The organism is Rahnella rivi, assembly GCF_019049655.1.
GTDB classification, from domain to species: domain Bacteria; phylum Pseudomonadota; class Gammaproteobacteria; order Enterobacterales; family Enterobacteriaceae; genus Rahnella; species Rahnella rivi.
The window spans coordinates 104,319-126,883 of sequence record NZ_JAFMOX010000053.1; the positions used below are offsets into that span (position 1 = coordinate 104,319).

Below are 22,565 nucleotides of genomic sequence, written 5' to 3' on the forward strand. Positions count from 1 at the left end.
GGGTAACTAATGGCTAATTTCTTTGACCAGTTTGACGAAGGTCAGGCCGTAACGCAGCCACAGCAAGACTCTAACTTTTTCGACCAGTTTGATGGGGCAGATAAATCTCTGGTCAATGATGAAGGGGTTATAGGTCAGATGGCTCAAGGAGTAACTGAGGCTGGGAAATCAATTGCTCAGGCCGCAGTAAACACCGCGAATATCATTCCTGAAGTAGGGGATGCCGTCGTTAGCGCCGGTGCGTGGCTTGGTAATAAGCTAGGCATGGGGGATGGTACGTATACCCCGGCATCTCGATTCCAACTTCCTGAGCAAATGCAGCCACAGACCACTGCTGGTCGGGTGGCTGCCAATGCGCTGCCTTACTTAATCAACCCAGCAGGAAGGGCGGCATCCGGTGGGGCTAGATTAGCCAATCTTGCGGCAGAGAATGCGGTCGGCGTTCTGGCCGAAAACAGCAACAGTAATGACCCTGAGAAGTTGGCTACCGATTTAGCGACATCTGCAGCGTTGAGTGGTGTGACTCGTGGATTAACTAATGCGGTGGGCGCCGGATATCGTGCGGCGAAAGGCACTCTGTCCCCAGAAGCCAAAGCGGCAACAGAATTCGCAGAAGCCAACGACTTGCCGCTAATGACTTCTGACGTAGTTCCACCTGGCACATTTGCTGGCCGCTCTGCGCAGGCTCTTGGTGAAAAGATACCAATCACCGGAACCGGTGCCCCTCGCCGTGCTCAGCAGAATGCTCGAAGCCAACTGGTTCAGGATTATGCCGAGAAGTTTGGTGATGTTCAGCCAGATGAGATCGTGCAAAGCCTCCGCCGTCAGACCAATAAGGTCAAACAGGCTGCAGGGAATAGGCTCTCAGATATCCAGAATCAAATGTCTTCCGTCGGCGCTGTAACGCCAACAACGGCTTTAACTACGCTGGATACTGAGATTGCTAACCTTTCCAAGCTAGGAAAGGTAGCCGACACGCAAACCATTTCTAAGTTGCAGGCCTACCGAGATGAATTGGCGGGAGCAGCAGACTTTAATCAGCTTCGCAGTCTGCGTACGCAGTTTAGGCAAGACGTTAAGGGAGAGCGAGTGGTGTGGCCTACAAGGTCTGAAGCATCAGTGAATAGGGTGTATTCCGCGCTGACAGGTGATTTAGACAATGCCGTTTCAACAAATCTCGGCGCAGCCACAGCGAACAGATATCGACAAGCCAACGCTGCATATGCAAACGAAGCTCAGATGGTTAACAACACCAGACTGAAGAACGTATTGCAGAAGGGTGATTTAACGCCAGAGGTGGTTAATAACCTGCTGTTCAGCAAAAAGCCAAGTGAGGTTCGCCAACTCTACGCTTCCCTTGATAGTAAGGGTCGTTCAGCTGCGAGAACGGCGGTGATCGGGAAGGCTTACGAAAAGTCAGGTGGTAGCCCGGATAAATTCCTCAATGAGGTTAATCGACTCGGATCACAGACGGGGATTTTGTTTAAGGGTGCCGACCAGCAATACCTGAAGGGTCTGACAAACTACCTTGATTCAACACGCCGTGCTGCGAGAGCTGGAGCAGTAACACCAACCGGGCAAGAACTCCTTCAGTTTGGTGCTCCAACAGCGGCTGCGGCTGACATTCTCGGTACTGGCGGCGTAGCAACCACGGCTTTTGCTGGATACGGCGGATTGGCGAGGGCATACGAAAGCCAGCCAGTAAGAACGGCGATGCTGCGACTAGCCAACACGCCTAAAGGTTCATCTGCATTTGAGAAAAACCTTGAGGTTGTAAACAGAGCGCTCACGGCAACAGCTCAGGGTGCAAAAGATTAACGTTTATTCTTACCCTGACGCCATGCATCGTAAAAAGAATCGGCGAACATCCAGATAACAAAAGCTATTGCCAAGCATTGCAGAAAAAACATAAGCCACCTCGTTAATTAACAACCCGCCTCTGCGGGTATTTTTTATTGCCTAAATAATAGCACCACAAGCCATGCCTTGTGGGGTTAACCCATACCTGGAGTTTAAGAATGGCCGACATTATTCCGAACGTTGTTGTTTCCATGCCATCTCAGTTGTTCACGCTGGCTCGGTCATTCAAAGCTGCCGCGAACGGGAAGATTTATATTGGTAAGATTGACACAGACCCAACAATACCTACAAACAGGATTCAGGTTTATTTAGAGAATGAGGATGGATCTCACGTACCAGTTAATCAGCCTATATTGATTAACGCGGGGGGGTATCCTGTTTATCTAGGGCAGGTATCAAAATTTGTGACCATTGAAGGTCACAGCATGGCTATTTATGATTTCATCGGGGTTCAGCAATTCTATTTTCCAAACATTCTTAAATACGACCCGGATCAGTTCCAACAAAGACTTTCTAGCTATTCTGATGGGCAAGGTGATGCACTAGTAGCTGTCAAGCAGCCTATAGAACATGCCAAAGAAATGACCCAGCATGCTTTTAATTCTCTTGAAGTTAACCTAGCTCATATAAAGGGTGGCGACCCAGACGGCACAGATACACAGCTAGCGATGCAATCACTAATTAACCACCTTTCATCTAAAGGAGGTGGTTCGCTAAACGTAACCGTATCTGGAACCTATCTATTTAGTTCAGAGTTAACTCTACTTTCTAATGTGAAAATTAATTTAGGAGAGGGAGTTGTCCTAAAGAAAAACTACAGCGGCGGAGTGTTTTTCAGAGTTAATCCATCGTCTGCTAACAACATTGGCGTATTTGGCGGCACGATTGATGGAGGAGGTCAAACCTATCCTACCGAATCATTCGACATTTTTGCGGTAACGAGCGCTCGAGGAATTACGTTCCAAAGGACAACGTTCTTAGATGTGGTTGACTTCCACGCTATTGACCTTGCGGATTGCCGTGATGTGGTTGTGCGGGATTGTAAGTTTTTAGGATTCAAGCCTCTTGTGGATCGCACATATTCAGAAGCAATACAATTAGACCCAGGATTCGACTCAACGGGTAGTTACCTGCCAAACATAAATGTAACAGTAGACAACTGTTACTTTGGACCCAACCCTAGCAACCCAGTATCCGGTTTTGGTTCCTGGGGGGCTGGAGTTGGTAACCACGCAAATGCATATGGAAATCAAGATAAGAATATTAAGATCATCAATTCAAGATTTGAAAACATGCTTTTTGCAGGTGTCAGGGTTTTTAACTGGAATGATTATCTTATTTCTGGTTGTACATTTATAGGTGGAACTGCGCGTGGCATTCATGTGACTCCATTTCCAAACTCAGTTAAACCTCAGGGGTCAAGAAGGGGTCGGATTATAGGAAATAATTTTGACGGAGTAAGGAGCCCAGTTCTTTTAGCTGCCCCTACATACCCTTATACGGACGCATCAGATGCTTTTCACGAAGATATTGTTGTGTCAAACAACACAATGGTAATGACAGAAGATCTTTCTGCTGCAATAGATGCACGCTGGTGCTCCGGCCTTACCGTAACTGGTAATGTAGCATCGGGAGGTAACGGATTTTTTGCCGGTCGATTCGTTAACAAGACCGTAGTATCTAACAATCAGTACAATGATGGTACTAGTAGCGGAATCTGGATAGCAGAAACAGATGCTACATTATTCATTAGCACCGGACTTACATATGACATCATTATTGCTGGTAATCTATTAAGGAATATTTCTTTGAACGGGGTGCATGTAAATGCCGCATGCAAAAATGTAAATGTATCGAATAATATAATAATTGGCGCATCTAGTGCAGATACCACGCACAACGGAATACGCGTCGACGCAGCAGCAGCAAATGTCAATGTAAGCAATAATCAGGTCAGAGATGGCGGGGCAGCTAACAAGCCTGGGGTGGGAATTGCCGCAACCAGCACCTGCGTTAACATACTATTCTCTGGCAACCAGTCATTCGGTACCGCAGCTACCCATAACAACCAAGGCACAGGAAATAGCTCGGTTATTATATTCGGCGATACCGGACTTCCATCATCAAGCGCAAATGCAGTTGGGGCTCCTGTAGGCTCTATATACACCCGGCAGGATGGTGGCGCATTAACTACTTTGTATGTCAAGGAGAGCGGAACTTCATCGGCAGGATGGGTGGCGAAATAAAAAACGCCCTAAAAGGGCGTGCTATTTAAATTTTGTCCTACCTGAAATCATGATGGTGAGAGAGGCTTTCAGTCTACTAAGAAATCCAATGAACTCGACAGGCTCTAAAGATTCTCGTGAGGCTACAACTCCAGACTTAGTCCTATTCCAGTATTTAGATTTTTTTAAGACCTCCGGCTTATAAAATGGGGGGCTCTGAGTAAGATGGGGCCTCTCCCATGCAATATCCTTTTTTATTACTCTTGCTGGATGCCCAACCGCGAGGACGTTATTGGATATCTTGTTTTTTAATAAACTACGATATCCAATAATACTTCCTTGTCCAACATCAGCCCCGCCAAGAAGTGATGAGAAGGCACCTATCCATACGTGCTCACCGATTGTTATGTTTTGGCATGGGTTCAGTCTATTGTCTGTATTCACATCAAAAAAAGCATGGGCATCATCAGATCTAAGCTCCACACCCTTGGCAATCATTGAGTCTTCCCCGATGTGCACCTTGGAACCCTCCGCAGTAGAAATGTAGCAATGTCCGGCAGTAGTTACCTTGTCCGCGATAACTACCTCGCAGTCTTCGCCAAGCCGAACAAATCCAGTGAAGGTACTGTTTCCTATAGAACAAGTTGCATTGTTGCAATCGAAAGAGATGGTGGCTTTTTTAATCCGGGTGATGTCGGAAACGATCAATGTGTTGTTTTTTCCTAAAAAAACAACCTTTACTCCCGCCAGCTCTTCACCGGAATAGGCTATAGAGTTCCCATTTTCATCATGATATTTCTGAAGGGTTGTTTCCATTCAGTAGTTTGCTCCATTTATGCTTCATAGAATTTTAAATGAATGTACAAACTACAAAAGATGTATGCAAACAATACTGACTGAATTAATAGTCATTAGAAGAATCGTCAGTTCCTGACTTCATTACCCAACAAACCAGACCGACCAAAATCGCCAGGGCGATGAGCACAATCAGCATAATCTTCATAATGTTCTTTGCTCTCAAAGTTTTGGCGATCTTCTGCCCAATCACCACAAATTACCAATGGGTATTACCGATCATAAAACTGTAATCGATCGTTGTTATCGATGGATGAAATGTGATTATACTGTATTCATGAACAGTGTTTGTGAGGTTGTTATGGCTAAGAAGGATTTGGGTTTTGATATCGTGTACCGCGGCGAGACACGTGATCGCATAGAGCCGGGCAAGTACGTCTTCTTCCAGCGCCTGAAAGAGCACGGTGGCGGTTATTGGCTGGGTCAGGCATATGATGACTGGTTTGGCTTCGTGATCGAGGAGCCGGTGTCACTGAGGTATGGGATGGAGATGTTGCAGACAATCGCGGGGCAGCAGAAAGACATCATGAAGTTTGATGACAGCCTGGATAACTTCATGCTGAAGAGTGAGTGAAATGAGCAGGGGGCATATTCGGGGCAAAAAATTACCGCAAACCGATGTTACTACGTGACAAGCAGCGTTTCAGTTTGCGGTAATACTCTGTTTCAACCGTGATTAAAACTTACTTCATGTCACTTCGGTTTACGGCAGCCGCCTATCCTGAACAAGCCAAGCTGGGCGAAGTAACTGTCTGAAGTAATCATCTGAAGTGAACTGCAGATGGAAAGCGATGCGGCAAGCCGCCGCATCACTGTGCCGTCACATGGCTGACGACGATCCCACAAAGATGATGGCAATCACGAACGACACCACCGCCAGAGCCGATAACAGGCAATTGCCGGGCGTCAGGAACTTGCTGTTATTCTTGCTTCTGTGATTTCGGAACAATATGACGATCATCACTATCCCAATCAGGACAAACACTGCGGCACCGGTGTAACTGGCAACTGGAGTCATGGTTGTTTCCTCATTCTCAGCTAAACCTTAATGATAGCCTATGTGAGTCAATTCATTAGGATTTGGCATATTTCCCCGATTATTCTGCCAGCCTGCGCGCCTCCCATTGTTCCGGGGTGAGGGTTTTTACATCGAACTGCTCCCGCGTTCTGCAATAGGTGTTGCCACCCATGCGACCGACCGCATCCATCAGTTTCTGGTCGATGTGTAAATTCTCCGGGTTCACGGCATCACTGCGCACATAAACCCCTACCACTTCGCCCAGAATAATTTCACGGGCGGCGCCCACCTGCAAAATGGTATGCCGCCGACACTCCAGCGCGGCCGGTGCGGCGAGAATACGCGGGCTGCGCACCCGTTCACCGGGCGTTGTCTCAAGCCCTGCCTCATCAAGTTCATTGACCTGCGGACCAAATTTGATGGCACAGATTTCCATCTGGCTGACCAGCGCATCGTCGACAATGTGCACGGTAAACTCACCGGTTTCACGAATATTGCGCGCCGTGTCTTTAAAGCGCATGTCGGCATAATTCTCCACGCCAATCGCCACAATTGCCGGATCGTGAGTGAGCACATTGAAAAAACTGAAGGGTCCCGCATTCGGAATGCCGTCTGTGCTCAGGGTCGTCACCAGCGCGACAGGGCGGGGGATCACCGTGCCGATCAAAATTTTGTAGCGTTCCCTCTCAGTCAGCGTCGCAAAATCAAAATAGGTATGGGATGTCTTGCTGTTCATCTCAGGCTCCGGTTTTTATGCGATGTGTCTCAAGCGGGGTATGACGGCTGAGGTTCTCAAACCCGTCCCGGGTGACGACGTAGCAATCGCCGATATTACATCCGGCGGACAGCGGTTCCAGCCATTGGGCGTGCAGCACAAACACCATGCCTTCTTCCAGGCGATCGTAGTTATGAGATGAAATATTAAAACTGTTTTGCGCGCCCGCCATGCCAACGGAATGGCCGAGATTAGGATTGTGCGGACCGTGCGTCGCCGGATAAACGTGCATCAGTGTCCGACCCTGCGCTTCCCAGTCGATATCACGCACATACTGACGCGGAATAAGTCTTGCGGAACCGTCTGACTCCGGCGACCAGTTGTAAGGCATGGTGCGCGCTTCCGGTGACGTCAGCATGCCGCGCTCTATCATCGGGCCAAACGCGGCATTGTTAATGTCCCGCATCAGTGCGCCGGGTTTTATCAGCTGCTCGGCACGCTTAACGCCTTGTGTGCAGGCGGCCAGCACCTCTTCCTGGCGCGAGGTGATCTCGCCGACGGCGATCATACGCGCCGTCTGCGCGGTATATCCCCGCCAGGTGACGTTCGAAATGTACAGATTAATCAGATCACCGGGACGGACGACGTGGCCGTAAGGTTTTCCGCAGTGCGTACCAAATTCATTAATGCCAATCTGATAGCCGTCGCCGGTTTCGCCGCCAAAAGCCATTTGTGCGGCGGTAAACGCGGCGAAGATTTCGTGATCGGTCACGCCGGGTCTGGCGACGTGATAAGCCGCCTGAGTGCCGATGCTGATCAACTGCGCCGCGGCGCGGAACATCTCAATTTCACGGGGTGACCTGACTTTTTGCAGCCGGTCGAGAATGGCGTTGTCGGCAACGAACTGACAGCCGGGTAACCGCGCGCTGAGGGCGGCCCAAAAGGTGAGGGAGGTCCGGTCGCCGATCCTGCCAATTTGTGCATTCTTCATGCCCAGCCGTGAAAGGATGTCTGCGCACTTTTCTGCCGTGTTTAACACCGCATCGCCAGGGCGATCGGCATACTCGCGGCCCACCGGACCAATCTGCCAGATATCTTCCACCAGCAGAGGCTCACCGCCCGGCGGCAGCAGTACCGACTGGGTGAAGAATGATAGCAGGGTCAGCGGTTTATCTGAGTCCGTCGGGATAATCAGGACCCCTTCGCGCATCCAGTCGCAAATGTAGCGCAGGTAGGCATTAGAGGCATGGAACCAGCCCACGCTGCCGGCATGAACGACGATCGCATCGTGCCCGGCCTCAACGGCCTGACGTCTGATTTTGCGCAGGCGCTCCTCAAACTCCTCCAGCGGAAGAGGCAACGGGGCGGAGAAGTCGAAATCTGGCTCGAAACCGGCCAGCAACGACCCGATGCGATAGCCAGCGGCAGGTGTCGCACGAGTATTCATAGGGTGTTCCTTTCAAATAAGATCATGGAAATGGCGTGTTAAGGCTGTCGCGCAGGGGTCAGCACCCGCCGGGCAACGAGCAGGCCGAGCAATGTCACGGCGATCAATATTCCTGACATTGCCGCCACGCGGACGTCGAGTGATTCTTCGATAAGCGCAAACATGCGCAACGGCAGAACGGTGGTGCGCGCGTCAGCCAGAAAAAGTGACACTGTGACGTTATCCAGCGACTGGATAAACACCAAAAAGGCACCGGCCAGGATGCCCGGCGTCAGCAGCGGCAGCGTGACGCGTCGCAGCGTCATAAACCAGCTGGCGCCCAGGGTTGTCGAGGCTTCGGCAAGCGATGGATTCATGCCCTGTGCAACCACCGACACCGCGCGGTACATCAGCGGCCCGAACACCACCACGTGCCCGGTCACGGTCAGCCAGAGAGAAGGCGGGAAGCCGATAAAATTGGCGACGATCAGCGCTGCCAGCCCATAAACCAGGCTTGGCAGAACCAGCGGTGCCAGCAGCAAAGGCTCGAGCGTATTGACGCTGCGGCGTTTCATGCGGGTCATACCGATGGTGGCAGGCACCGCAAACAGCAGCGCGCCAGCCACCGCCAGACCGGCAATGTTCAGCGAGTTCCAGGCCGCAATGTGCTCCGTTGCCGATTTCACCGGGTCGAGCAGCGCTTCATACCAGCGCAGGGAAAAGCCCTGCGGCGGATACTTCAGCGTCTGCCCCGAGGTGAACGACATCATCAGGGCGATCACGATCGGCGCCACCAGATAGATGACGCACAGCGTGCCAAAGCCGAAAACAAAAATCTTATACAGCAAAGACGGAAGCGGGTTTTCGCGATGTTTATGCATGGCCGACCAGTCTCCTGTGGCGTGAAATCATGGTCAGTGCGACCAGCAGACAGCCGGTGGTCAGCAGCAGCACCACGGCAATGGCGGAGGCCAGCGGCCAGTTGAACAGCGTCCCCACTTCGCGGTAAATCAGCTGCGGTACGTACACGTTACGCGCACCGCCGATCACCGCCTGAGTCACGAACGAACTGCTGGTGCTGGCGAACACCAGGATCCAGCCGGCCAGCAGCCCCGGCAGCATCAGTGGCACCAGCAGGGTAAACAGAATGCGCCAGGAACCGGCGCCGGAAACCTGAGCGGCTTCCGTCAGCTGATAAGGCGTGCGCGAAAGCACGGCAATCAGCGGCAGGATGATCAGCGGTAAATCAATCTGGCACATCGCCATCACCAGCCCCAGTTCGGTGAACATCAGGCTGGTGGGCACGTCGGTAATGCCCAGTGAGAACAGCGTCTGGCTGATCGGCCCCTGACGCCCGAGGATGACTATCCAGGCAAACGTGCGTACCACGTTGCTGGTCAGCATGGGAATGAGCGTCAGAAAGACGATCGCCTGGCGCACATTCTTGCCGCTGTGCCAGTAAAGCAGAGCCACGGGAACGCCGAGCAAGGTGGTGCCGATCACCGTTTCGATGCCAAGACGGGCCGTGTTAATCAGGACGCGAAAATTAAAGGCGTCGCCGAAAAACTGGCCGTAGTGGCTGAGGGTCATGCCACCGGCACCGGCGAAACTGTATCCGACCAGTACCGCCAGCGGCGTGGCGAAAAACACCACCGAAAGTACCAGCATCGGTATCACATAGGGAAAGCCGCTCTGCTTCATGTTTTCACCTTAGCCCGCCACAAGCGTATCGAACTGGCGGATCCAGCTGTCACGGTTTTTATTGATGGCCGCCCAGTCCGGGTAGACCAGCGTTTTGATCTGATCACGCGTCAGGTACGCGGCAATCGCCGGGGTCAGTGCCACCGTCCGGTTGGTCGGGAACATGTCGGTGGGCGGTTGCATCAGCTGCTGCTGAACGCTCTGTGAAATGGCCGCGTCCATGTAGGCGTAAGCCGCATCCAGATTCGCGGCGCCTTTGGTCAGGTGGATATTGACCGGTGCCGCCGGAGAGCCGGTTTCCGGATGCACAAACTCGGCGTTCATTCCCAGACTTTTCAGGCGGGCAACGTTGTTGGTGCTGCACATGAAGACCGCGATCTCTCCCTGCTGAAATAGCGTCATCTGATGGTTGGTGCTGTCGACGATCGCCTTAAGTTGCTCGGGGTGCTTTTTGAACAGATCGAATACTGCCTGCATGTCCTGCGCACCGGAACCAAAGATTTTCGCGATCTCGGTATACGCCATGACGGCAGTGTTCGACTCAAAACCGGTCCACGACACCAGCCCTTTGTAAGCCGGATTTTCAAACAGATCCCGGTAACCTTTGGGGCGCGGAACCAGATCGGGATTGTAAGCAATGCCGTTGACTTCAATGGTCACCGTCGGGCCGTATTCCCCCTGAAATGACGGGTCGAGCAAGGCCCAGTTTTTCAGGCGGGCAGGGTCAATCTTCTGGATCAGGTCTTTTTCAACGGCAATCGTTGTTTGCCCCGGCGACATCAGCAACGTGTCATAAGGCGGGCGGCCAGGGCTTGCCAGCGTTTTTGCCAGCTGATCCTGTGCCATGACCGGCGCGATGGTCAGTCCGTAGCCCTCTTTTTGCAGCACCGGCGTGATTACGGTGCGGTAGGCGTCTTCCCAGTTACCGGGAAAGGTTGCTGCCACGGCGCTGCTTTTGCTGGCAGCCGCGGCGCGCAGAGAAAAGGGCATCATTGTCGATGCCGCTACTCCCGCCACAAGATAACCGAACCGGCGACGACTTATTTCAAAGTCCTTCATTGTCTCTACCTCTGATAGTCAGTGATTAACGTGTGAATTCCGGCTCAGCCGGAAAAGCGTGGCACCGTGCGGTGTCGATCTCGGCAAAAAGCTGTGCGCCCGGTGGCGGGATCCGGGTGGACGGGCCTCTGAGTTCCGACGCCCGCAGACGGGTGCCATCCTCAAAGGCCAGGTCATGCACCAGCGACGGCCCCAGCGGAACGGATACGGTCATCCGCACCGGCTGGGCACTGTCGCTGGGTTGGGTCGTGAGGCGAACTTCTTCCGGGCGGAAAGTGAGGGTCACCTTCGAACCCTGAGTGAAATTCAGACGGCGCGGCAGGCGCAGCGTCTTTTCATTGGCAAGGCTTATCAGCGTGGTGTTCTCGCCGAGGCTCGATACCGTGCCGTGCAGCATATTGGTTTGCCCGATAAAGGTGTTGACGAACAGCGTCTTAGGCGTGTCATACACCGCCATCGGCGTGTCGATTTGTTCCACTTCACCTTTGTTCATCAGCACCAGACGGTTAGCCAGACTCTGCGCTTCTTCCTGATCGTGGGTAACGATCAGCGTGGTGATGCCGAGCGTTTTTTGCAGATGCAGCAATTCCACCTGCAGATCAAAACGCAGCGCGCGATCCAGCGCACCAAAAGGCTCATCCAGCAGCAGCAGTGAAGGGCGGCCGGCAATGGCGCGTGCCACCGCAACACGCTGCTGCTGCCCGCCGGAAAGTTCGCGGGGCAGGCGGTTACCAAAATCACTGAGTCTCACCAGCGCCAGCATTTCCTCCACGCGCTGTTTGCGTTCCGCCCGCGAAACTTGCTGGCAGGCCAGCGGGTAAGCGATGTTTTCGGCAACGGTGAGGTGCGGGAATAACGCATAATTCTGAAACACCATCCCGATGCCGCGCGCTCTGGCCGAGACGACGCTGAGATCCTGCCCGCCGAGTTCAATGCGACCCGCTTTCGGCTGGATTAAACCGGCGATGGCCCGCAGTACCGTCGATTTACCGCAGCCGCTCGGCCCCAGCAGCGCCACAATCTCTCCGGCTTCAATATTGAAGGAGACATTGTCGATCGCGTTTTTCCCGCCGTAGCTGTGAGTAAGACCCTGAACTTTCAGGCGTTTGGTTTCAGCGCTGTTTTGCATATCTGACATATTGCTTCCTGATCCTACGTCGCAGTCATGGACGGTTTTGGGTTGTGGTGCATGGAAAAGGAAAGAGCAAACGGCATGCCAGTATGAATTTTTAAGCAGGAAAGTTTTTTAATACATTGAATGTAAAGTGATAATTAATTTTTAATATCCGAATATTAATAATTACAAATATAATACGAAATATTCGAATATTAGTTTTCAGTCTGTTTTCGCCATTTTGGTGCGATAAACGGGTCGTGATGGTGCAATAAACAAACAAAACGGGAGCGCTCTGATAACAGCGTTGTTCCCGGCCAAAAAGAGGAAAAGAATGAAAAACCTTCTTTTTCAGTGGGTTAATAATTTATTGGGATTTTGCAGCATCACCGGAACCCGCTGCGTAAGTTGATCTTTAGTAGAGTGTTTGTGATTCGTAAAAGTATACGAAAGTTTATAATAATATTAATTTCACCCTAAAACCGCATTAAATCAGTGAGATGAACTTATGGTCACGGCCTTTTTACCCGTGCTGGCATGACCCTTGCAGCGCATGACAGGTCGTTCCACACTGTTTAGGAGTTATGAATGAGACTGGGCATTGACGGGCTGAAATTACCCGAAGTGAAAAAACGCGGACCGCTGGCGAGTCTGGATCACGTAAAAGCGCTGGGGCTGGAGGGCATCTTCTTCAGTAGCGTTTTAGATATGAGCCCTGATCTCGACAGGGGGTTGCTGCGTGATATCCGCGCAAAAGCCGATGATCTGGGGCTGTATCTGGAAAGCGGGCTGGGGAAAATTAACCCCTATTGCAGTGCTGAATCCCCCGAGCTGCGTGCGGCAGGGGGCGGGGACATTATCGCCGGGTTGATCAGGATGATTGAAGTCAGCGCCGAAAACGGCTGCCGGGAATTGTGGGTGTCGCCGGGCAATTTTAAACCCGCCTATCGCGGGCGGCTGGCCGTGGACCGCTTTCGGACAGATGTCACCTGGGACGAACAATTGCTGGGCATCGAAAACGTGTTGCGAAAACTCGCACCGGCGGCGCGTGCCTGTGGTGTTCATATGAATATCGAAACGCATGACGAAATCACCTCTTTCGAGATCTTACGTCTGATAGAAGCGGTGGGTGAGGACTGCGTGGGCGTGGTGCTCGATACGGCAAATATGCTGCAACGCGGTGAACATCCGCTGCTGGCTACGCAGCGACTGGCGCCTTATGTCCGTCAGACGCACATCAAAGATGCTTATGTGGGAAGAGCGCCGGGCGGTTTTGACTTCCAGCCGCGCCCGTGCGGCGAGGGCATCGTCGATTTTGCCGCGATACTGCCGGTTCTGGCGAAGGTCAACCCGACGCTGAATCTCTCGCTGGAAATCGCCCAGTCGACAGATGACAACCGCCGTCTGGCCAATCCGCGTCAGTGTATTCAGCTCGACGATCCGCTGTGGCGCGCCGGTCATCCGGATTTGTCGCCACATGAGCTTGAGGCGTATTTATCGATGGTGGATGTGTTTGAGCGGAGGGTGAAAGCCGGTGAAATCGCAGACTGGGAAACCTATGAAACCCTGAACTATGGCTACCCGGCCTATGAACAGCAATCTTACGGTTTCAGCGAGGCAGTGCATTTCATCAAAAAATCTGCACACCACATCCGCTCCCTGTGTGCCGAAAAAGGGATCCCGTTGCAGGCGTCATAAAGCGGTTTGTGGCGGGCCGATCGCCACGCAATGCCACTGCTGCCGGTTGCACGTGGCTATTGTGTATTGGCGAATCAATATTATTATCGAGATAATTACAACATCATCAGTTACTGCGAATTTATCCCAGAAGAGGTCAGATGTGGAAAAGACAACCCGCAAACCGCGCGTACCGGTTCGCAAAGCCGCAACATCGGCCAAAAAACCGGTGACCCAGTCGGACAGCAATGACGATGTGTCCGAACGTATTCGCGCCACCCTGGCGGCGGCGATCGGCGAGGGCGCGCTGACCCCCGGCACCAAAATACTCGAAGAAGCGATTGCCGATCATTTTGGCGTCAGCCGCACCGTGGTGCGCGGCGCGCTGGGGGTGCTGGAAAGCGATCATCTTCTGGAGCGCAAAAGGAACCGGGGCACGTTCGTGGCCGAACCGGGCATTGAAGAAGCCAAAAATCTGTTTGAGGCGCGCCGCAGAATTGAAGCGCTGTTGCTGGAATTCGTGATTGAGCGCGCGACGCCTGAACAGCTCAGCGCGCTGGAGAAACTGGCAGACGAAGAAGAGCACACCCATTCTCACGGCGACGAAAAATCCAAAACCGTGCTCTCCGGCAAGTTTCACATTGTGCTGGCAGAGCTGGCGGGAAATCCTGTGCTGACGGAAATGCTGGCTAAAATCGTGGCGCGGCTTTCGCTGGTGATGTCGCTGTATGAAGAAAAAAGAAAAGACGACTGCGGGGCGGATCATCACCGCATGATTGTGGCGGCGCTGAAAGAAAAAGATCTGAACAAAGCCCGGCAGCTGATGGATCACCATCTTGCCGATATCGAAGGGCGCGTGCGCCTCACCGAGGGGCATGGCGACAGACACTCCTTCCTGTCAGTGCTGGAAAATTTCTCCTGAGCCTGATTGCTTTGCCTCTCCCCCCGGTTGCACGCAAAAAAAAATCCGGAAACCTGAAGTCTCCGGATTTTTATCAGGGCCGGTTTCCCGGCCCTGAGGCGTAAGTTTTACGACTTACGGCTTATAACTTATTACTTACGGCCAAGCAGTAAACCCAGCACAACACCAATGGCACCTGCGGCGATAAGACCAGACAGCGGGTTATCTTTCACCTTGTCAGCCACGCCGGAGAGGGCCTCACTTGCCTGTCCGGACAACTTACGGGCAGCGCCTTCAATCTGATGCTTTGGCGAGTCAACAAAGTTGCCGAATTGCTTCTGCGCTTCACCGGCAAATTCATTGGCTTTGTTTTCAACTTTATCAGCCAGACGGTTTGCGTCTTTGTTCAGGTCTTTATCGTAATCTTGTGATGACATCGTATTCTCCTTTGTTTGCAGACTTAAAGCGTAGTAGGGAATCTCTGTCCTTGCACTCACCGGGGCACATTCCGAGAATTTTCTGAACGCAGCCCGGATGCCAAACGTGTGAGCAAAACAGGGGCTGCGTGTGCAATCAAATGTTATGATTCAGTAACAGCATCCGGGCTGGTGCCGTTCAGCGTGTTCAGTGCTTCAGCATTCAGTTCCGGGTCGGCCTGATCAATTAAGCGTGTGGTCGAAATAATTGCCTGAAATTGCTCGAATAAAAGTGAAGCGTCGGATTTAATTGCGTCATCGTCCGAGTCGAGCACGGAATTAATGGCTTTATTTACGCTCTCAATAATTTCCTGCGGACCGCCATTTTTACCCACCGTTAAAAACAGTGCGCTTAAAAGAAGTGACTGCGCTTCTACCTGTGCAGTCAGTTGTTTAGCGTCTGCTTCCATCCGGGAGATTTTGGCGATCATGCTTAATATAATGTTTTTCATTTTGTTATGGCTCCTACAGAGAGAGAAGTGTTACCCGCTCGTTATTTCTTCGCCTGGTTCAACGACTGTCTGTAATATTCAGATAATCAATAAGTTAATCATTTTTTGAAGAGTCTGTTTGGCGGGGCAGGAAAATCTTATTCCCGACACATCAGATTTCTCACAGCAGGCTAGCACATACTAAAACAGATAATCCACGACATGCATAAGGACAAGCGCTGCAGAAGCGCGAAATGTGAGTATTTCGGCATTTTCCTTGTTATTTTACTTGTATTCATTAACCTTGCATTGCCGCGTGTCAAAAGCGGAAAGATTGGCTTTTCTTAACAGTTTCCCCGCTGAATTAAATAAAATTAACGGCTTTTATCCCTCTGGATCCACGTGGATCCAGTACTGGTCGAGTGTGTTCGCCAAAGGGTATAAGAATATTATTAGAAAAATTTCTGATTTTAAGAGTGTAACCATGCTGACCAATTTAAGTAACAATGAAGCAAAAAGGCATGCGGCGATCGATGCTCTTAAGGCAGATGACAGAGGCCGTGACGAGACGCTGCAAAAATACACCTTTCTTGCCTGTCGCTTGCTCAATGTGCCGATGTGTTTTGTGTCCGTTTTAGATGATGAAAAACAATTTGTTAAATCAGCCCAGAACGTTCCTTTTACTGAAACCAGCCTGAGCGATGCGTTTTGCGCACACACCATTCGCAGCGAACAAACCCTCATCTGCAACGATACGCTGCAGGATGAAACCTTTATGCATTACCGCCTGGTTCACGAAGCCCCCTATATCCGCTTCTACGGCGGATGTCCGCTGCGCACGCGTGAAGGGGTGATCGTCGGCACGCTGTGCGTACTGGACAGCGAGGCGCGCGAGTTTACCCATGAGCAAATCGAAACGTTTGAGAAAATTGCCGAGCTGATGTCCGTGTTTCTGGAAACCTGGCATGCGGTCGGTTACGTCGATATTGTAACGTTGCTGCCTAACCGCCAGCGTTTGCTGCGGGATATGTCCTACCTCAACGGTGCGGACAGCACGCTGGTCATTATCGACTGTCTGGATATTGCCTTTGCCTATGAAGTTGCACGTTCCATGGGGATGGGCGCGGTGGAAAGCCTGCTGCAGGATATGGCGCTGCAACTGAAAGCCCGCCTGAAACTTGACGGGTTGTTATACGCAGTCGCCGTCGGGCGTTACGCCTTCTTCCTTAAAGACAGCGATACCCCTTGCCTGCAAACGATCAGTGAAAAGCTCACCGGCACGCAGGCCAGCCTGAATAATCAGATCCCGCTTAATCTGGACATTCATATCGGTGATTCCGGTGAATTCTCCCCGCAGCTCAATCCGGCGGAAATTCTGCGCAGGGCGGTCAGTGCTCTGCATGAGGCGATCAGTCAGAAGAAAAGGTTCATGACGTATGACGCCGACATCGATGACAAAAAACGCAATGATTTCCAGCTGCTGGCCGAGCTGAGAAAAGCGCTGCACGAGCGCAGCGGTTTATACCTGGTTTATCAGCCGAAAATCTCCCTCAACACCGGCGAAGTCACCGGCGCGGAAGCGCTTATCCGCTGGAAACACCCGTTGCTCGGCGAGATCATGCCGGGGCAGTTTATTCCGCTGGTGCAAAAAACCAGCCTGATGAGTGAGCTGACCGACTGGGTTATCGAGCACGCTATCCGGCAGCTCAGCCTGTGGGTCGACAAAAACCTGCGGGTGCCGGTGTCCATCAATCTGGCGGCCAGCGATTTCTCCCGCCCTGGTTTTGCCGATGCGCTGGAAGAGAAGATGCTCAGCCACACGCTGCCGCCGGCATTACTGAGCGTGGAATGTCTGGAAACCGAGAAAATGCTCGAAAGCCCGGATGCGCTTTCCGGGCTCGAAATGCTCAAACTGCGCGGATTTAAGATTTCACTCGACGATTTCGGTTCGGGGTACAGCAACATCAACGTGCTGCGCAAAATTCCCATGGATACCATCAAACTCGACCGCTCCATCGTCGGCACCATTTCTACCGATCACGCCAGTCTGGTGATCGTCAGAAACGTTATCCGTTTACTCAAACAGCTGGATTATGAAGTGCTGGCGGAAGGGGTGGAAAACGAGGAGACGGTGGATATTTTACGCGGGCTGGGGTGTGACGAAGTGCAGGGTTACTACTACTCGATGCCGCTCAACCCCGATCTGTTCGAACGCTGGTGTGAAGAGCGGGCGGCGGGATAAGCAAAAAAAATGAGCGGCACGCAGGCCGCTCATGTTCAGATTAGTGCCGGGAACCGTCAGGCTCCCGGATGGTTTTTACCTTCTTCGATAAAATCCTCGTCAATCTCTTCAATGTTATCGCGATGATCGCGCCCGGAAAGAATATTCCAGCAGGCGATAAACAGCGCCGCAATCAGCGGGCCGATAACGAATCCGTTAATGCCGTACACTTCCATTCCGCCCAATGTACTGATCAGAATGAGATAGTCAGGCATTTTGGTGTCTTTGCCAACGAGCAGCGGGCGGAGAATATTATCCACCAGACCAATGATCACCACGAAGAACACCACAATAAAGATGCCTTTCCACAGCATGCCGGAAGCAAAGAAATAGATGGCCGCCGGTACCCAGATGATCGCTGAACCCACGGCCGGAATGATGGACAGAAACGCCATCAGCGCGCCCCACAGCAGGCTTCCTTCCAGACCGGCGATGTAAAACGCAATCCCCCCCAGCGCACCCTGAACGATAGCCACCACCACCGTACCTTTTACCGTTGCGCGAGCCACAGCAGCGAACTTCATGAACAGATGGTGTTTCACGTAGCTCGACAGCGGCAGGGCAGCCAGCGTCAGGTTCACCAGATAAGCGCCGTCTTTGATCAGGAAGAACAGGATGTACAGCATGATGACGAAACCGAGCGCAAACCCGAAGGTGCTCTTACCGATAACGAAAACGCTGCCCGCCAGATACTGGCTCCCCTGCAATGCCACATCAGACAGCTTCTTCTGAATTTCAGTGGTGCTGTCCAGATCGTGATCGGACAGGAAATGGCGCGCCCAGCGAGGCAGATGATGAATAACATCCGCCAGGATCACCGGCAGCTGTGTTTCATTTCCCTGCAACTTGACGTACACCGCGTTGAACTCAATCGCCAGCGAGGAAATAATAATTGCCAGCGGGGTGAAGACGATAAGACAAATGATCAACACCGTGATCAGCGAAACCACGCCGTTGCGATCGCCGACGTACAGTTTGAGACGGTTTTTTAATGGATTGAAAATCACTGCCAGAATAATCGCCCATAAAACGGAAGAGTAGTAAGGCCGTAAAACATCAAAAAAAGCCAACGTTACGATGACCAGAATCGTAAGAAAAAACCCCTTGGAAATACCTTTAACCACCATTTTAATTCCTTTGAATAATTCTGTTGCTCACGAAGCATAGAGTGCATCTTCGTTTTTGCAAAAATTAGTTCCTGGCTGCGGATAATCTGCGCAACAGCCTCCCGCGGAAGGCGGATTTTTCTGCCGGAGGGGGCGTTGCCTGCGATTTATGCCAAATGAGCGGGCAGCAATGTTTTCGAGAAACAGACTGCCTCTTCCCGGCCAATATAGGGGCCGTAATTTTCAATTTTTCCGTAGCCATTTTTGAGGTAAAAACGGACAGCCCTGACGTTAACGTGGCGGGTTTCAAGCCAGAGTTCGGTATAACCTCGCTGTGCTGCGGATGTTTCCAGAAAATCGAGTAAAGCCTGACCAATGCCGGGTGAACTTCGGTCAGCAAACATCCTTTTCAGTTCGGCGATATGTTGTGTTAACGGCCTTATCGCTCCACAACCAATCGCTTCACCTTGTTGGTTTCTTGCCAGTACCCACAGCGAACGCTCCTCTTCGAGTGAATCTGCCGTGAAATGGCTTTTGCCACTGTTACCGGTGATCGCGGCAAGTTCTGATGACAACTTTTCGATTAAATATTGCGATTCGGGCGAGAAAAAATCTGCTTTCTCAACGGTTATCATGGCGTGGCCCTTATTAAACAGGAATCAGAATTGAAGGTACTGAGGATGTTTTATAGGAATACCGGGCAACTTTCAAAATGCACTTTATTTTTCCGCCGAAAATCTCCCTCCGGCCCCTGAGACGGCACCGAAAGCGTGAAATCACCCGGCAAAGTGCGGGCATGAGAAACTCACGCTGAAATGGTATTCTCCCCGTCAGCCTCTTTCCATAATGAGAACCTGATGGGCCTGAAAGCATTTGATTCCCTGCAAAAGGGTGACTGGATTAACCTGCTGATCGCAATCCCCGCCGGGATTGTTGCCGCACTGGTCACCATTGCGTTTCGCGGCGCGATATCCGGCATTAACGGCCTGATGTTTGCCGACGGCAGCGACATTACCAAAGCCTTTAACGAATACCCCCGGCTGGTCTGGCCGCTGATCACGACTGCAGGCGGCATTATTGCCGGTTTCATTTTGCTGTGGGCGCTGCGCCATGAAGAAAAGCACGGCAAAATGCCGGATTACCTCGATGTGATCGACCAGCGTCTGCCGGGCATTCCGGTGGTCAGCACCGTGCTGCGCGGGCTGTCGTCGCTCGCCAGTATCGCCAGCGGTGGGTCGATCGGGCGTGAAGGCGCGATGGTGCAACTCTCTGCGCTGAGCGGCAGTCTGGTCGGGCGCTTCTCGCGTTTTAAGGGCGTCCATCAGTCCGATATCATCGCCATGGCGGCGGCAGGCGGGCTGGCAGCGGTGTACCACGCGCCGTTTGCGGGGGCGCTGTTTGTGGCAGAAATTGCCTTTGGCGTGACGGCGGTGCAGCGGCTGATCCCGCTGTTTATCTCGGCCTCGGTCGCGGTGCTTACCGTGCGTTCGCTGACCGATTATGCGCCGCTCTACCTTTACTCCTCGGCGACCTTCAGCCCGTCATTTGGCGCGATCATTACCGTGCTGATCATCGGCGCGGCGACGGGCGTGCTCGGGCCGCTGTTTATCTCCTCCATCGACAAAGTGCGCCTGTGGATGAAACCCATTTCGCATCCGGCGCTGCGCCTTGGCCTTGGCGGGCTGGGTGTCGGGCTGGTGGCAATTATTTCCCCGCTGGTGCTGGGCAACGGCTTTGAAGTGATCGATTTAATCCTCAACAACGGCGATTTACAGACGTCGTTGCTGGTCTTGCTGATCCTGAAAATTGTCGCCACGGCGATCACCATCGGCTCTGGCGCGGTGGGCGGGCTGTTTACGCCGTCACTGTTGATCGGCGCGGCGGGCGGCGCGCTGGTGTGTACTTTCCTGCAATGGCTGGGCTTTGATCCCGGCCCGGTCGGCCTGTATGCGGCGATCGGCATGAGTGCGCTGCTGGCGGCCACCAGCCATGCGCCGCTGATGTCGATCATGATGGCGTTTGAAATGACCCTCAACAGCTCGCTGTTGTTCCCGCTGATGCTGGCGACGGCGATTTCCTACGTGGTTGCCTCGCGTCTGAAAGAGGGCGGGACCTACCCGGTGCTGACGCGCCACAACGCCCGCTTCCTCGCGAAGAACGAGTTTGAGTACAGCACCGTGGCTTCGCTGGTGACGCCCTGCTCGAAAATGTACGTGGACGCCTCACTCTCCGAGGTGGTGAGCGAAGGGCTGAAGCAGCGCACGCGCTACGTTTACGTGGTGGACAGAGAAGAGCGGTTCCTCGGCGTGGTGCCGACCAACGTGCTGGCGAGCGGCATTATTGATGGCAGCCTGCAATCTGACAGCCCGATCGACGGGTTTATCGAACAGGAGTTCACCACGCTGTTCCAGCAGGCCAGCTACGAACAGGCGTGGGCGATGTTCAGCACGTCGCCGCTCGAACGTTTGCCGGTACTGGAAAATGCCCAGTCGCGCCGCCTGCTGGGTGTGATCACCAAAGCTGCGCTGTTAAATAAGGCCAGCCACTTCCTGTAACTTTGCCTCAGTTCTCGTCGCTGCGCCTGAAAGCGTACCAGCCCGCCAGCAGGGTACAGACGCCGACAATCACCACCAGCAGGATAAAACCGTGGTGATTGCCGGCGAGCGGAATGCCTCCGACGTTCATGCCAAAAAATCCCGCCACAATATTGATCGGCAGCGCCAGCACGGTGATCACCGTCAGCACGTACAGCGTGCGGTTACTTTGCTCCATCTGGCGCGAAGTGATTTCTTCCTGTAGCAAACGGATCCGCTCGGTCAGTGCGATCAGATCATTGAGCACCACGGAAAATTCTTCGGCAAACTGACGTAAGTCCTGCACCACGGCGGGCGCGATCCACGCGGGAGGGCGGTTCAGCAGGCGAAACAGCGCCGTAGGCTCCGGCGCCAGCAACCGCTGAAAACGCATCAGCATTCGCCGCAGCCGGCCCAGACTGGCGCGGTTCTTTTTGACGTGATGACTGAGCAGGCGCTCTTCAATGGTGTCCACGTACTGGTTGGCGCGGCGGACGATCTGCTCCAGCAACTCCTCCTGTTCTTCCAGCAGATGCACCAGCAGCGCGGTCGGCGAGCCGATGTTCAGGTGATCAAGCCGTTTAAACAGCCGCTCGATCAGCCGCACCGGTTTGTGGCGTGCGGTCACCACCAGTTGCTGATGACAGCTCAGCCACAGGGTGGAGGCTTCATCACTGGTTTCATCGGGGCGAAAAATCACGTCGTTGAGCACTGCCAGCAAGGTGTCATCCACCCGCTCTATGCGCGTACTGCGCGACCCTTCACGGATTTCTTCGAAAAACACATCCCCGACCGCAAAATGCTTTTTCAGCCATTTTTCTGCCATGGCGTGATTGAGATTGACGTGGATCCAGACAAACCCCTGGTCATGGCAGATCTGCTGATAGGCTTCCTGAACCTGTTGGGAAGAGACGCGCTCGGCAGGGCGGTTTGGCCGAAAAACGAAGCCGTAAATCATTCCGGTGACTTCATCATTGAAATTGAGTACGACGGGTTTTTCTGTCTGCATTAAAGGCTTCTGGCGGAGAAAACGGGTTTCTCCATTACGCCAGACATCGGCACAAATACAATATGCCACCCGCTAATTTCACAAATCCGTCACATTCCCGCCGCCTTACCCCCAATTTTCCTACTCCGGCTTCCTGAT

Annotated in this window: 20 protein-coding genes; 7 read left to right on the plus strand and 13 right to left on the minus strand. The window is 52.7% G+C overall.

What is annotated here, in order from left to right; translation table 11 throughout:
- Positions 1-9: 9 nt before the first annotated feature.
- Both J1779_RS08065 and J1779_RS08070 read left to right on the plus strand, forming a co-directional pair.
- Positions 10-1,818, plus strand: coding sequence for a lytic transglycosylase domain-containing protein (locus J1779_RS08065; protein ID WP_217203507.1), 1,809 nt, complete (start codon positions 10-12; stop codon positions 1,816-1,818).
- Positions 1,819-2,018: 200 nt separating this feature from the next.
- Positions 2,019-4,106 (plus strand): phage tailspike protein, encoded by a 2,088-nt coding sequence (locus tag J1779_RS08070; protein ID WP_217203509.1) that lies wholly within the window; start codon positions 2,019-2,021, stop codon positions 4,104-4,106.
- 21 nt (positions 4,107-4,127) lie between these two features.
- On the opposite strand, the gene J1779_RS08075 is transcribed toward J1779_RS08070, so the two are convergent.
- Complete coding sequence (locus tag J1779_RS08075) at positions 4,128-4,901, minus strand: acyltransferase (protein ID WP_217203510.1); 774 nt, start codon at positions 4,899-4,901, stop codon at positions 4,128-4,130.
- Positions 4,902-5,241: 340 nt separating this feature from the next.
- On the opposite strand from J1779_RS08075, the gene J1779_RS08080 reads away from it, so the two are divergent.
- The gene (locus tag J1779_RS08080) at positions 5,242-5,514 is read left to right on the plus strand and encodes a hypothetical protein (RefSeq protein ID WP_217203511.1); all 273 of its coding nucleotides are present in this window, start codon (positions 5,242-5,244) and stop codon (positions 5,512-5,514) included.
- A 246-nt stretch (positions 5,515-5,760) separates the two neighbouring features.
- Here the strand turns inward: J1779_RS08080 and J1779_RS08085 are convergent, their stop codons facing one another.
- From J1779_RS08085 to J1779_RS08115, 7 genes are all read right to left on the minus strand, one after another.
- On the minus strand, positions 5,761-5,958 hold the full coding sequence (locus tag J1779_RS08085) for a hypothetical protein (protein WP_136376529.1): 198 nt from the start codon (positions 5,956-5,958) through the stop codon (positions 5,761-5,763).
- A 79-nt stretch (positions 5,959-6,037) separates the two neighbouring features.
- Positions 6,038-6,694: a flavin reductase family protein gene (locus J1779_RS08090; RefSeq protein WP_217203512.1), complete on the minus strand. Its 657-nt coding sequence runs from the start codon at positions 6,692-6,694 to the stop codon at positions 6,038-6,040.
- Position 6,695: 1 nt separating this feature from the next.
- Positions 6,696-8,120 carry a M24 family metallopeptidase gene (locus J1779_RS08095; protein ID WP_217203513.1) on the minus strand — a complete coding sequence of 475 codons (1,425 nt, stop codon included), beginning with the start codon at positions 8,118-8,120 and terminating at the stop codon, positions 6,696-6,698.
- Between the two features lie 38 nt (positions 8,121-8,158).
- Positions 8,159-8,980, minus strand: coding sequence for an ABC transporter permease (locus tag J1779_RS08100; protein WP_217203514.1), 822 nt, complete (start codon positions 8,978-8,980; stop codon positions 8,159-8,161).
- On the minus strand, positions 8,973-9,800 hold the full coding sequence (locus J1779_RS08105; RefSeq protein ID WP_056770107.1) for an ABC transporter permease: 828 nt from the start codon (positions 9,798-9,800) through the stop codon (positions 8,973-8,975). The genes J1779_RS08100 and J1779_RS08105 overlap by 8 nt, the downstream gene beginning before the upstream one ends.
- Positions 9,801-9,809: 9 nt before the next feature.
- On the minus strand, positions 9,810-10,859 hold the full coding sequence (locus J1779_RS08110; RefSeq protein WP_122095133.1) for an ABC transporter substrate-binding protein: 1,050 nt from the start codon (positions 10,857-10,859) through the stop codon (positions 9,810-9,812).
- A gap of 25 nt (positions 10,860-10,884) precedes the next feature.
- Complete coding sequence (locus J1779_RS08115) at positions 10,885-11,997, minus strand: ABC transporter ATP-binding protein (RefSeq protein ID WP_056770115.1); 1,113 nt, start codon at positions 11,995-11,997, stop codon at positions 10,885-10,887.
- A 564-nt stretch (positions 11,998-12,561) separates the two neighbouring features.
- Here J1779_RS08115 and J1779_RS08120 point away from each other — a divergent pair.
- Both J1779_RS08120 and J1779_RS08125 read left to right on the plus strand, forming a co-directional pair.
- The gene (locus J1779_RS08120) at positions 12,562-13,671 is read left to right on the plus strand and encodes a sugar phosphate isomerase/epimerase family protein (RefSeq protein ID WP_217203515.1); all 1,110 of its coding nucleotides are present in this window, start codon (positions 12,562-12,564) and stop codon (positions 13,669-13,671) included.
- A gap of 142 nt (positions 13,672-13,813) precedes the next feature.
- Entirely contained in the window at positions 13,814-14,572 is a 759-nt protein-coding gene (locus J1779_RS08125) for a GntR family transcriptional regulator (protein WP_240993868.1), read from the plus strand.
- Between the two features lie 131 nt (positions 14,573-14,703).
- On the opposite strand, the gene J1779_RS08130 is transcribed toward J1779_RS08125, so the two are convergent.
- Positions 14,704-14,988 (minus strand): ElaB/YgaM/YqjD family protein, encoded by a 285-nt coding sequence (locus J1779_RS08130; RefSeq protein ID WP_056770122.1) that lies wholly within the window; start codon positions 14,986-14,988, stop codon positions 14,704-14,706.
- Between the two features lie 143 nt (positions 14,989-15,131).
- On the minus strand, positions 15,132-15,479 hold the full coding sequence (iraP, locus tag J1779_RS08135; RefSeq protein ID WP_056770126.1) for an anti-adapter protein IraP: 348 nt from the start codon (positions 15,477-15,479) through the stop codon (positions 15,132-15,134).
- Between the two features lie 463 nt (positions 15,480-15,942).
- On the opposite strand from iraP, the gene J1779_RS08140 reads away from it, so the two are divergent.
- Positions 15,943-17,700: a sensor domain-containing diguanylate cyclase gene (locus J1779_RS08140; protein WP_217203516.1), complete on the plus strand. Its 1,758-nt coding sequence runs from the start codon at positions 15,943-15,945 to the stop codon at positions 17,698-17,700.
- A 56-nt stretch (positions 17,701-17,756) separates the two neighbouring features.
- Here the strand turns inward: J1779_RS08140 and J1779_RS08145 are convergent, their stop codons facing one another.
- Both J1779_RS08145 and J1779_RS08150 read right to left on the minus strand, forming a co-directional pair.
- Complete coding sequence (locus tag J1779_RS08145) at positions 17,757-18,866, minus strand: AI-2E family transporter (protein WP_056770133.1); 1,110 nt, start codon at positions 18,864-18,866, stop codon at positions 17,757-17,759.
- Positions 18,867-19,012: 146 nt separating this feature from the next.
- Complete coding sequence (locus tag J1779_RS08150; RefSeq protein WP_217203517.1) at positions 19,013-19,480, minus strand: GNAT family N-acetyltransferase; 468 nt, start codon at positions 19,478-19,480, stop codon at positions 19,013-19,015.
- Between the two features lie 222 nt (positions 19,481-19,702).
- Between J1779_RS08150 and J1779_RS08155 the strand changes: the two genes are divergently transcribed.
- A complete protein-coding gene (locus J1779_RS08155) occupies positions 19,703-21,400 on the plus strand; it encodes a chloride channel protein (protein WP_217203518.1) in 1,698 nt (565 codons plus the stop codon).
- A 7-nt stretch (positions 21,401-21,407) separates the two neighbouring features.
- Here the strand turns inward: J1779_RS08155 and J1779_RS08160 are convergent, their stop codons facing one another.
- Positions 21,408-22,427: a transporter gene (locus tag J1779_RS08160; RefSeq protein WP_122095141.1), complete on the minus strand. Its 1,020-nt coding sequence runs from the start codon at positions 22,425-22,427 to the stop codon at positions 21,408-21,410.
- Positions 22,428-22,565 lie beyond the last annotated feature (138 nt).

Coding starts and splice junctions, on each gene's coding strand:
- J1779_RS08095 (WP_217203513.1), bottom strand. CDS start 8,120: ATGAATACTCGTGCGACACCTGCCGCTGGCTATCGCATCGGGTCGTTG.
- J1779_RS08150 (WP_217203517.1), bottom strand. CDS start 19,480: ATGATAACCGTTGAGAAAGCAGATTTTTTCTCGCCCGAATCGCAATAT.
- J1779_RS08080 (WP_217203511.1), top strand. CDS start 5,242: ATGGCTAAGAAGGATTTGGGTTTTGATATCGTGTACCGCGGCGAGACA.
- J1779_RS08075 (WP_217203510.1), bottom strand. CDS start 4,901: ATGGAAACAACCCTTCAGAAATATCATGATGAAAATGGGAACTCTATA.
- J1779_RS08130 (WP_056770122.1), bottom strand. CDS start 14,988: ATGTCATCACAAGATTACGATAAAGACCTGAACAAAGACGCAAACCGT.
- J1779_RS08085 (WP_136376529.1), bottom strand. CDS start 5,958: ATGACTCCAGTTGCCAGTTACACCGGTGCCGCAGTGTTTGTCCTGATT.
- J1779_RS08155 (WP_217203518.1), top strand. CDS start 19,703: ATGGGCCTGAAAGCATTTGATTCCCTGCAAAAGGGTGACTGGATTAAC.
- J1779_RS08100 (WP_217203514.1), bottom strand. CDS start 8,980: ATGCATAAACATCGCGAAAACCCGCTTCCGTCTTTGCTGTATAAGATT.
- iraP (WP_056770126.1), bottom strand. CDS start 15,479: ATGAAAAACATTATATTAAGCATGATCGCCAAAATCTCCCGGATGGAA.
- J1779_RS08070 (WP_217203509.1), top strand. CDS start 2,019: ATGGCCGACATTATTCCGAACGTTGTTGTTTCCATGCCATCTCAGTTG.
- J1779_RS08115 (WP_056770115.1), bottom strand. CDS start 11,997: ATGTCAGATATGCAAAACAGCGCTGAAACCAAACGCCTGAAAGTTCAG.
- J1779_RS08090 (WP_217203512.1), bottom strand. CDS start 6,694: ATGAACAGCAAGACATCCCATACCTATTTTGATTTTGCGACGCTGACT.
- J1779_RS08140 (WP_217203516.1), top strand. CDS start 15,943: ATGCTGACCAATTTAAGTAACAATGAAGCAAAAAGGCATGCGGCGATC.
- J1779_RS08120 (WP_217203515.1), top strand. CDS start 12,562: ATGAGACTGGGCATTGACGGGCTGAAATTACCCGAAGTGAAAAAACGC.
- J1779_RS08105 (WP_056770107.1), bottom strand. CDS start 9,800: ATGAAGCAGAGCGGCTTTCCCTATGTGATACCGATGCTGGTACTTTCG.
- J1779_RS08145 (WP_056770133.1), bottom strand. CDS start 18,866: ATGGTGGTTAAAGGTATTTCCAAGGGGTTTTTTCTTACGATTCTGGTC.
- J1779_RS08065 (WP_217203507.1), top strand. CDS start 10: ATGGCTAATTTCTTTGACCAGTTTGACGAAGGTCAGGCCGTAACGCAG.
- J1779_RS08160 (WP_122095141.1), bottom strand. CDS start 22,427: ATGCAGACAGAAAAACCCGTCGTACTCAATTTCAATGATGAAGTCACC.
- J1779_RS08110 (WP_122095133.1), bottom strand. CDS start 10,859: ATGAAGGACTTTGAAATAAGTCGTCGCCGGTTCGGTTATCTTGTGGCG.